Source organism: Paraburkholderia sp., assembly GCF_036488505.1.
Taxonomy (GTDB): domain Bacteria; phylum Pseudomonadota; class Gammaproteobacteria; order Burkholderiales; family Burkholderiaceae; genus Paraburkholderia.
Genome location: NZ_DASXHN010000455.1, coordinates 1 through 8,393, shown reverse-complemented (window position 1 = coordinate 8,393; position 8,393 = coordinate 1). Strand labels below are relative to the sequence as shown.

Sequence of the window (8,393 nt, the reverse complement as noted above, 5' to 3'; positions counted from 1 at the left end):
TCTTCCTCGTCGAGTGCGCAGATATAGGCGAAAAACGCATCGTCTTCGAGCGAGCGGGCGGCGATCTTCGTACCGTACTCATGTTTCTCGTAGCACAGGCTGGTACGGTCGATGCCGCTATTGGTGATCAGGAAGATCAGCGGCTGGCGCCGTCCCTTCTTGCCGGCCTGCATGATGTCGATCACGGCGCGGTCCTTGTGCTCGTGGACCTCGTCGATCAGCGCACAGTGCGGGCGCGGTCCGCTCTGCCGGTCCTTGTCACTCGCAATAGGCCGGAAGAACGAGCCTTTCTGCATGTACGCGAGGTTGTAGCAGCGCTCGGCGCGTCCCGACTTCAGGATGCGGCTGCGCAGTTCGGGCGACAGGTCCACCATCGCCACGGCATCGCGGAACAGGATCATTGCCTGATCGCGGCTGGTAGCGGCCGCATAGACCTCGGCGCGCATCTCGCCATCGGCCACCAGCATGTAGAGCCCGACGCCCGCCGCGAGCGGTGACTTGCCGCAGCCCTTGCCGCCCTCGACGTACGCCTCGCGAAAGCGGCGCGTGTCGTCCTCGCGCTTCCAGCCGAACAGCGAGCCGACGATGAACGTCTGCCACGCCAGCAGCACGAACGGCTTGCCCTCGAAGTCGCCGCCGTTCAGACACAGCACGTCCGAAAAAAAGTGGATCGCGCGCAGCGCCGCATCGAGGTCCCAGCGCAGTCCACGGCCCGGCCCGAAGTGCAGGTCGTCCAGGTGCCGCGCACACGCCGCGCGCACGTGGGGCCCGGCGACGATGATGCCGGCTACCACATCGGACGCGTACTGCGTCACCGGATCAGAAGTAGCTTTCTTTCCGCTCGTTTTGCGGGTCCGGTTCATGAGGTAGTGCGTCGAGTCGTGCGCGCGCGGCCGGGCTCATGCCGAACTCGGCGGCGAAACGGATCGCCATGTGCATCGCACGGTTAGCCACGCCAATCAGCGGGTTCTGTATCGCGTTCCCGTTGCTGGTCTTGATCATCAGCGCGCTGGTCAGCTTGTCGCGCGCCTTCATCCGCTGGATCGCTTCCTCGGCCTGCATCCAGCGCGACACGCACTGGCAGTAGGCGGCCAGCGTCGTACCGTCAATCGTGCTGAGCAGGCCGATGGCATCGAGTTCGGGTGTGATACGGTCCCACTCCGCAAGCGCATAGGAATCGAGATGCGCAGGCGGCTTCGGAATGCCACGCCTCGGCCTCGGTTCGTTCTTCGGCATCGGCCGGCGCGCGCGGTTGCCCTCGATCACGCGCAGCGCGGTCGGTTTAGGCCGTTGCGGCATGTGGTTCCTCCGTGTGTGCGAGCAGTGAGCGGACGTGTGCCGCGATGGCCCGCATGAACAGCGGCGGCACACAGTTCCCGATAGCGGCCCAGCGCTCCGGAAAACTGCCTCGCAGGACGAACGGGTCGGGGAACGACCCGAGGCGTTTGGCCTCGGCAATGGTGATGCGGCGGTGCTCGCTCGGATGGCACGCCTCGCACGCACCGCCCGCGCCACCGTTGCGCAGCAGGGTCGGGCTCGGCCGGTCGGGATCGAGCCGGTACAGACCGTAAAGCTGCTTGTTCGGGTGGTAGCGGTCGCCGTACTCGCCGGGCTTCATGCGGTACAGCAGCCGGTCAACCAGGCGGGTCGTGGCGAATTTAGCCACGTCGATCTCGTCGGCCGTGTTCTCGATGCCGTGCCACGCTTCGCGCACCGTCGGCGCGATGGCGAACGGGACCGGATGCGACGGCGTGATACCGGCCGCGGCGAGGTCGTTGCGGATGCCGATGATGATCATGCGCGGGCGCATCTGCGGCACGCCGTAGTAACCCGCGACCAGCACGCGGGCGCTGACCTGATAGCCCGTCGCCTTCAGTTCGCGGATGATCTCCGCGAAGATCAGCCGCATCTTGCCGATCACCATGCCGCGCACGTTTTCCATCACGAACGCTTTCGGCGCGAACGCGCGCAGCAGCCGCACGTATTCGAGGAACAGCTGGTTGCGGCCGTCCTCGAACTGGCGGCTGCCGGCGAGCGAAAAGCCCTGGCACGGTGGCGAGCCGTCAAGCACGTCGAGTTCACCGGGCGCCACGCGCGCGAGACGCAGCGCATTCTCGTCGGTGAGATCCGCGATATCGCCCAGATGCAGCGGCACGTCCGGGAAGTTCGCTACGAATGACGCGGCCTGCTTCTCGTTCCACTCGACGGCGAGCCGTTCGTCGAAGCCGGCCATCGAGTAGCCCAGGCTCGACCCGCCGCAACCCGCGAAGGTCGACACCACGGTCGGCGCATCGGGTGTACGCGGTGCGAGGTGCGCCTGCCACGCGGCGGCAAGACGGTCGGGGTACGCCATCGCATCACCTCGGGAACTCGGTACCGCACTTCGGGCACGTGACCATCTTCACGCCAGCGGCCGCGCCCTCGTCATACTCGACGCCGAGCGCCGGCAGGTCGGTCACCAGCATCGCGTCGATCTCGCCCGCCGTGAAGCCGGTCAGCGACAGGTCGAAGGCGTCGCGCAGTTCGGCCAGTTCCGCACCCAGCATCTCGCGGTCCCATGCCGCGTTTTCCGCGAGCCGGTTGTCGGCGATCACGTACGCGCGGATCTTCGCCTCGCTCCAGCCGCGCGCGACCATCACGGGCGCATCGTCGAGCCCGAGTTTCAGACCCGCCATCACGCGGCCGTGACCCGCGATGATCGTGTCGTCTTCCGAGACGAGGATTGGCTGCGTCCAGCCCCATTCGCGCATCGAGGCGGCGATCTGCATCACCTGCGCGTCGGAATGCAGGCGCGCATTGCGTGCGTACGGGACGAGCGCCGTCAGCGGACGGCGTTCGATATTCAGCGCCGGCCACGGGGGCGCTGCGGGCGATTCTGGTGATCCCGGCGCGCTGTCTGCGCCGACTGCGCCGACCGCGTCGGCAGCCGGCACGCGTGGTGCGCGTCGCGTTGCGTTACGTCCCATGGCTGTTCGGCCCCCACTTGTTGAACTGCGCTCTTGAGAAAAAACCATCGCGCGGGGTGTCCGGTCCTCGCGCCCCTGACTTTTTTCCCGCCCCTGCGTGCCGCCATCTTTTTGCGAGAGGGCCTCGGCGCGCGCGCCGGAACGTCTCGACGGGCGCGGTTGCCAGGCACAAGGGCGAACCCTCGCGAAGCCGTCCTGCGCGATGCTGGCAAGCCAGCCCGGCATCGATGCAGACACGGCAGCGCGGGCGGTCAGCCGGCGCGCGGAATCGCCAGCGCGAACCGGTGCGCGTGGCCGGCACACCCGCCGGCGTGCGAGGTGTCGGCACGGTCAGCCGGCGCCGTCGCGCGATCACACGATGCGTGCGTACCGGCCGTCCAGAAGCCAGCAACATCGGGCGTCATGCCAGCGCGGCGCATCGCATCCGGTGCGAGGCAGTAGCGGTGCATGCCGCCTGGCGAACCGTACCGGCCGGCGCGATGGGCATCGAACGAATCGAACGAGGCGAACAGTTCTCCGCACGATGGACACTGGTTGCGCGTGCCCGTGAGCAGCGGCGCGTGCTGGCCGTTCAGCAGGTTCATGACGTAACCCTCTTGCGGTTGCTATTCCACGGATGACGTTCGTCGAGCGGATTGCCGTCCGCATCGCAGCCGCCCGACATGCCGCGGTTCTCTTCCCACTGCTTGGACGAATCGTGATGCGGCTTGCACAGCGATTGCAGATTGGCCGGATCGAGGAACAGGCGCATGTCGCCACGGTGTGGACGCTTGTGGTCGACGATGGTGGCGCGTTCGCAATCGCCGGCTTCCATGCACATCACGCACAGCGGGTGCTCGCGCAGATGCAGCGCACGCAGCCGTTTCCACTGCGGCAGTGCATACAGGTGCGCCCAGCGTCCCATCGTTCGCGGCTCCAGAAAAGCCGAAAGCCCCGATACGGAACGTGCCGTATGGGGCTTTCGGGTACTGCGCTTTGGCCATGCGCGGCCAGCTTATGACAGGTGTTTCGTGCTACCAGCAGGATTCGTCAGTGTCTGGCGAAAATTCTAGTACGTTTGTCCCAGATTACAAGCACGGTCAGGCTTGCATCACGAGCGCGCCGCACACGCCATGCGGTACGAACGTCTGTTCGAGACGGCGCAGCGCCGACAGTTCGAGCCCGTCGCATTCGTCATCGAGCCACTGCGCGGCACGTCCGAGCGTGGACCGGGCGACGTGCGTGCGGTACTCGATGTCGCGGATCGAATAGCCGCCCCGATACTGGCGCGGCAGGTAGCGACGCCAGACGAGATCAGTCACGGCTTCGCGGTTGCCGACAGGCGAACCGGAAACCAGCAGATAGTCCGTCACGCCGTAGACACCGGCGCTCTTTTCGATGTCCTGGGCGAAGCGCGCGATCAGCGCGAACGCTTCGGGCTCGGGCAGCCGGTGACGGACGGCTTCCGTGATCATGACCGCCTGTGCATGGATCTCGACCGCGTTCAGACTGCCGAAGTCCACCAGTCGCGAACGCTGGCCGATCAGGCGTTCAAGCCAGCCGGTCTGCTGGCGGTTCATCATCTGGGCGGACTCCATGAGCATCAGCAGCATGCGGCGCATGGACGTCGGCGCGGTCGCGCGCGTGGCCCGTATCGCGTAACTCATGTGCAGCGCCACGGTCGTGTCCGCGAAGATCGGGTTCAGCATGGCGAATGATCCTGGCTGGCCTGCCCGTGCTGCTCGATCCACGCGAGCGCGGCCGTGTGCGCCTTGCACCAGCTGGGCGTCGGATGCGTGCCGTTGTCGATGCCGATGCGGTACGCGCGGCCGATCCATGCGCGCAGGTTGTTCGGCAGACGGTACCAGTGCTCGCGACAGCCCCACATCGAACGCGAGACGGTGCGCTCGCAACCGGGCCACGCGCAACGATGGCTCATGGCGTTCACCCGACCACGAAGTGACCGAGCAGCACCGACAGCAGCCAGAAGGCCAGTCCCGCAGCGGTGAGGTTGAAACGCGGCGGCACTGCAACGTTGAACGCGGCGAGCGCGAACAGCACCAGTGCGACGATCATGAGAACAAGCGAGACGGTGATCATGGCGTGAGTTCCCTGTGTTTCGATGCGATGTGACGCGCGAGGTTGGTGAAAGTCCGGTTGCAGCACGGGCACACACCGGCCGACACGCGTTTTTGCAGGCGTCGGTGTTCGCGCTGAAGTTGCGCATAGTCGTCCACCAGCCGGGTCTTGCTGCGGTTGGCTTCTTCGAGCAGCTTGCGCAGGCGGTCCGCTTCGGTCACGGTGAAGTGCTGCGCATGGCCGGATGGACAGTAGAACGTGCCACCGTTCTCGCGCAGCCTGCGCATGAGCGACCATGGAAAGGCGAACGTCACGCCGCACTTGCAGCACTCGGAGGTATCGAGCGTGACCTGATGGGCGGCGGCGAAGGTCATGATTCGATCCCGCCCGGTTGTTCGGGATGGCGAAGCAGCGGATTCTCGCGCGGTATCGCGACCAGTGCCGAGCGCGCAATGCGGGCGATGTCGTTCATGGTCATCGCGCTCGGGCTGTGTTCGGCCATGTCTGCGATGGTCGTCAGCGCGGCGCGCAGGCGCGTGTTGTCGTGTGCGAGATGCTGGCGCATCGCGAGAGTCTGTTTCATGAGGGGATGGTGAAGGTTCATGCGGTCAGTTCAAGCGGATCAAAGCCGGGTTCAAGGGCAAGCGCCATCTGTTGCGCCTGCAACGGTTCCACGATGACATGGGCCCGCGGGTTCACGCGGTCGATGCCGTGAAGGATGAATTTCTGCCGTACCTGCCGGTCGTTGCGGTACACGCCACGATGCACGAGCACGCGCTTTTCGCCCGTGCCGTGTTTCACCCATGCGTGCCGGTCCTGAAGGCAGTCGAGGATCACGCTCTCGTCGAGGTCGGGCCGTTCGGTCGCGTACCAGATGCGGATGATCAGGCGCACGGGTCCCTCAAGCCGGACACGTGCCTTCGGCGGGACCTGCCTGAGCGTGGCGCGTTCGTAGGCGAGTGCCTTGTCGCTCTTGCGCAGCATTGGTTGCGTACGCAACTTGCCATCCTCGCCACGCCTGCGGATCACGCCGATCTCGCGCGAGTTCGCTTTTGAGGCAGGTTCGCCGAGGATGGTGAACTCGATTTTCACACGTGTCTCCGACTGGTTGCGTCCGCAACTTCCTCGTCATCGCAGCCAGGCTCGCGCGGTTCGAGCGGGTTGAGCGTTTCGAAGTTTCGGATGGCTTCTCTCGCCATCGCCAGCTTCATCGCCGGGACGGCTTCGGTTTTCGACTTCTCGACAATGCGTTGCGCCCATTCGATGCCGGGCTGGTTGTGCAGCGTGATGGTGCCGGCGATGCGGGCGAGTTTCGCGCGGGCGGTCGGGCTGTCGGTGCGCTCGACAGCCTCCTCGAGGCGGTACTGGTGCGCGAGCGGTACCGGACGTGGCGGCACGCATAGCTCGACGAACTCGGGCAGGGTCGGCGCATAGCGCGTGCGGTAGAGCGCGCTGATGCCGCGCTGCAGATCCTCGCGCGACATGCCGTGTAGCGCCGTGGTCCACTCGGCCTGGACGTCATGCGGATCGACGTTGGCCCACAGGTCGAGAAACTTCGAGCCGTAGATCGCGGACATCTTTCGCCACAGCCACGCGCCGCGCGATTCAGTGCTTTGGGCCGATGACATGGCAGTCCTCCGGTGGCACGTCGAACACATCGCCCGTTTGCGGCGCGACGCCGAACGCCCTGGCGGTACGCCGGCGCGCCTCGTGCAGCGTTTCGCCTTTCGGCGCGTGGCCGTTCGGGGGCGGCGGCGCAGGCGGGTTCGTGTCGAATTCGATGAAGTCCTCGATGTGCTTCGCGTCGCGCAGGATCAGTTCGAGCGAGTTGAACTTCCGGCCGCGCTCGTTCTCGCCCATGTGCCACGGGTCGCGCGAGCAGCCGCGGATGGCGCGGCACACCTCGCGCGGCGCATAGCGGGCCATCGCGTCGGCGATCAGCTTTCGGCGTTTGCCATCGAGGCGCGAGTTGGGCGACAGCATGCGCTGCTGCCAGAAGCGGAAAATCGTCTCGACGTCCGGTGTTCCCTCGGGCAGTTCGTCGCCATCTGCGGGCAAGGGGGACGCTGCGTACGAAGTACGCAGAGGGGTTAAGGTTTTAGGTTTACTTCCCTTCCTTTCCTTTCCCTTCCGCTTTGTCGGCGTGGGTGTCGCGTGGGGCACGCGTGGTTCACGCGTCGCTGATCCTTTGTCAGCAAGGGTTTCCGGTGGCGCGGGTAGTTCGGATGAACTCTCGCGGTTGTTGATGACCTGATGCTTGCAAAACGTGGGTATCACACCGTACCTTTCACCCGTCTCTGACGCGTAGTCCATCACGAAACCACGCGTGACCAACGCGTCGAGCACGCGTGAAAAATCGAGGTCATCCCAGGGCAGGATATGCAGCTTCAGTTCGCGTTCATCCCACTTGAAGCGGCCTTCACGGTCACAGCAGGTGAACAGGCCCACGTAGGCCAGACGAAGCGGCAGGCCAGTGTCATGCTCGGCATCGAACAGCCCGCTATGCTGAAACAGGGACGGCTTCACGGTTCGAATGCGCTGCTGCATGGCGTACCCCGTTAGATGCGCCCATCGGCGGCCACGATCCGGTCAGTGCTCGCGTTCATGCGGTCGCTCCCGAACGTTCAGCTGCCGCGCGTTCGGCCTGAAGCTGCTCGGCGATGCGGCGCGCAAGCGAATGCACGGGGCGGCCGGTGCGCTTGCCTCGCGGTGGCGGCGGCATCATGGCCTGCTCGGCATCGACCTCGAACGGATCGAGCGGGCTGGTCCGCGCGTGGCCCGCGCCACACTTCGCCAGCATCGGACCGAGCCTCTGCCAGTCCGCGGCGAGATCGGGACGCAGCGTATAGGGCGTGATCTTCGGATGACTGCACACGGCGCAGACCCGCGTGACGTATTGCACGGGAACGTAGCGTTCGCGTTTCTTCCACTGCGAGATCATGCGCACGGTGATACCGAGCGTTTGCGCCAGGTTCGACTGGCTGCCCGCCAGGATGATCGCGAGATCAAGCGCGAGCAGACCGCGTTCCGCGAGCGGGGTATAGGTGTTGACGCGGGGCATATTCCGGGTCTCCCATCAGGATTCACTAGCATGTGGGGGAAAAGTAAAGACCCATTGAAGCGTATTTTCAATCCCGGTATTCCGAATAAACCACTTAAAGACACCATCAAACAAAGTTTGGTAAATTCACGATTATCGTTATTTTGAAAGCTTCGATTAATGTCAAGTGGCGTGGCGAGGTATGACGAGGCATGGCGCGGAAAAGATTTTCTAAAAATGTTGCGTTGCTTCAAGCTTACAACGCTCAGATATCAGGAAAATGATCTGGCCCGGTAAGTGAAAACACCTATGAAAAAAAACTGTCGAAC

At 64.7% G+C, this 8,393-nt stretch carries 15 protein-coding genes; all 15 read right to left on the bottom strand.

The window, feature by feature from the left end; all coding sequences use genetic code 11:
• On the bottom strand, positions 1-863 hold an 863-nt coding region (locus VGH68_RS26230), incomplete at its 3' end, for a terminase large subunit domain-containing protein (protein WP_331606630.1).
• Positions 820-1,299, bottom strand: a complete 480-nt coding sequence (locus VGH68_RS26225) for a phage terminase small subunit P27 family (protein WP_331606629.1) — start codon at positions 1,297-1,299, stop codon at positions 820-822. The genes VGH68_RS26225 and VGH68_RS26230, both read right to left, overlap by 44 nt.
• Positions 1,283-2,353, bottom strand: coding sequence for a DNA cytosine methyltransferase (locus VGH68_RS26220; protein WP_331606628.1), 1,071 nt, complete (start codon positions 2,351-2,353; stop codon positions 1,283-1,285). The genes VGH68_RS26225 and VGH68_RS26220 overlap by 17 nt, the downstream gene beginning before the upstream one ends.
• Before the next feature lie 4 nt (positions 2,354-2,357).
• Complete coding sequence (locus tag VGH68_RS26215; protein ID WP_331606627.1) at positions 2,358-3,191, bottom strand: ParB/Srx family N-terminal domain-containing protein; 834 nt, start codon at positions 3,189-3,191, stop codon at positions 2,358-2,360.
• A gap of 26 nt (positions 3,192-3,217) precedes the next feature.
• Positions 3,218-3,550 (bottom strand): hypothetical protein, encoded by a 333-nt coding sequence (locus VGH68_RS26210; protein ID WP_331606626.1) that lies wholly within the window; start codon positions 3,548-3,550, stop codon positions 3,218-3,220.
• Positions 3,547-3,870, bottom strand: a complete 324-nt coding sequence (locus tag VGH68_RS26205; protein WP_331606625.1) for an HNH endonuclease signature motif containing protein — start codon at positions 3,868-3,870, stop codon at positions 3,547-3,549. The genes VGH68_RS26210 and VGH68_RS26205 overlap by 4 nt, the downstream gene beginning before the upstream one ends.
• 175 nt (positions 3,871-4,045) lie before the next feature.
• Positions 4,046-4,654: a hypothetical protein gene (locus VGH68_RS26200; protein WP_331606624.1), complete on the bottom strand. Its 609-nt coding sequence runs from the start codon at positions 4,652-4,654 to the stop codon at positions 4,046-4,048.
• Positions 4,648-4,884 carry a hypothetical protein gene (locus VGH68_RS26195; RefSeq protein WP_331606623.1) on the bottom strand — a complete coding sequence of 79 codons (237 nt, stop codon included), beginning with the start codon at positions 4,882-4,884 and terminating at the stop codon, positions 4,648-4,650. Before VGH68_RS26195 ends, VGH68_RS26200 begins: the two co-directional genes overlap by 7 nt.
• 5 nt (positions 4,885-4,889) lie before the next feature.
• Positions 4,890-5,045, bottom strand: a complete 156-nt coding sequence (locus tag VGH68_RS26190; protein WP_331606622.1) for a hypothetical protein — start codon at positions 5,043-5,045, stop codon at positions 4,890-4,892.
• On the bottom strand, positions 5,042-5,398 hold the full coding sequence (locus VGH68_RS26185) for a hypothetical protein (RefSeq protein ID WP_331606621.1): 357 nt from the start codon (positions 5,396-5,398) through the stop codon (positions 5,042-5,044). The genes VGH68_RS26190 and VGH68_RS26185 overlap by 4 nt, the downstream gene beginning before the upstream one ends.
• Positions 5,395-5,607 (bottom strand): hypothetical protein, encoded by a 213-nt coding sequence (locus VGH68_RS26180; protein ID WP_331606620.1) that lies wholly within the window; start codon positions 5,605-5,607, stop codon positions 5,395-5,397. The genes VGH68_RS26185 and VGH68_RS26180 overlap by 4 nt, the downstream gene beginning before the upstream one ends.
• Before the next feature lie 17 nt (positions 5,608-5,624).
• The gene (locus VGH68_RS26175) at positions 5,625-6,116 is read right to left on the bottom strand and encodes a hypothetical protein (RefSeq protein WP_331606619.1); all 492 of its coding nucleotides are present in this window, start codon (positions 6,114-6,116) and stop codon (positions 5,625-5,627) included.
• On the bottom strand, positions 6,113-6,652 hold the full coding sequence (locus tag VGH68_RS26170; RefSeq protein ID WP_331606618.1) for a hypothetical protein: 540 nt from the start codon (positions 6,650-6,652) through the stop codon (positions 6,113-6,115). Before VGH68_RS26170 ends, VGH68_RS26175 begins: the two co-directional genes overlap by 4 nt.
• Positions 6,630-7,571 (bottom strand): hypothetical protein, encoded by a 942-nt coding sequence (locus tag VGH68_RS26165; RefSeq protein ID WP_331606617.1) that lies wholly within the window; start codon positions 7,569-7,571, stop codon positions 6,630-6,632. The genes VGH68_RS26170 and VGH68_RS26165 overlap by 23 nt, the downstream gene beginning before the upstream one ends.
• A 55-nt stretch (positions 7,572-7,626) precedes the next feature.
• Positions 7,627-8,085: a transcriptional regulator gene (locus tag VGH68_RS26160; RefSeq protein WP_331606616.1), complete on the bottom strand. Its 459-nt coding sequence runs from the start codon at positions 8,083-8,085 to the stop codon at positions 7,627-7,629.
• Positions 8,086-8,393: the final 308 nt, after the last annotated feature.

What these genes read in the sequence shown, in the direction of transcription:
- VGH68_RS26225 (WP_331606629.1), bottom strand. Translation starts at nt 1,299, where the DNA reads ATGCCGCAACGGCCTAAACCGACCGCGCTGCGCGTGATCGAGGGCAAC.
- VGH68_RS26220 (WP_331606628.1), bottom strand. Translation starts at nt 2,353, where the DNA reads ATGGCGTACCCCGACCGTCTTGCCGCCGCGTGGCAGGCGCACCTCGCA.
- VGH68_RS26215 (WP_331606627.1), bottom strand. Translation starts at nt 3,191, where the DNA reads ATGCCGGGCTGGCTTGCCAGCATCGCGCAGGACGGCTTCGCGAGGGTT.
- VGH68_RS26210 (WP_331606626.1), bottom strand. Translation starts at nt 3,550, where the DNA reads ATGAACCTGCTGAACGGCCAGCACGCGCCGCTGCTCACGGGCACGCGC.
- VGH68_RS26205 (WP_331606625.1), bottom strand. Translation starts at nt 3,870, where the DNA reads ATGGGACGCTGGGCGCACCTGTATGCACTGCCGCAGTGGAAACGGCTG.
- VGH68_RS26200 (WP_331606624.1), bottom strand. Translation starts at nt 4,654, where the DNA reads ATGCTGAACCCGATCTTCGCGGACACGACCGTGGCGCTGCACATGAGT.
- VGH68_RS26195 (WP_331606623.1), bottom strand. Translation starts at nt 4,884, where the DNA reads ATGAGCCATCGTTGCGCGTGGCCCGGTTGCGAGCGCACCGTCTCGCGT.
- VGH68_RS26190 (WP_331606622.1), bottom strand. Translation starts at nt 5,045, where the DNA reads ATGATCACCGTCTCGCTTGTTCTCATGATCGTCGCACTGGTGCTGTTC.
- VGH68_RS26185 (WP_331606621.1), bottom strand. Translation starts at nt 5,398, where the DNA reads ATGACCTTCGCCGCCGCCCATCAGGTCACGCTCGATACCTCCGAGTGC.
- VGH68_RS26180 (WP_331606620.1), bottom strand. Translation starts at nt 5,607, where the DNA reads ATGAAACAGACTCTCGCGATGCGCCAGCATCTCGCACACGACAACACG.
- VGH68_RS26170 (WP_331606618.1), bottom strand. Translation starts at nt 6,652, where the DNA reads ATGTCATCGGCCCAAAGCACTGAATCGCGCGGCGCGTGGCTGTGGCGA.
- VGH68_RS26165 (WP_331606617.1), bottom strand. Translation starts at nt 7,571, where the DNA reads ATGCAGCAGCGCATTCGAACCGTGAAGCCGTCCCTGTTTCAGCATAGC.
- VGH68_RS26160 (WP_331606616.1), bottom strand. Translation starts at nt 8,085, where the DNA reads ATGCCCCGCGTCAACACCTATACCCCGCTCGCGGAACGCGGTCTGCTC.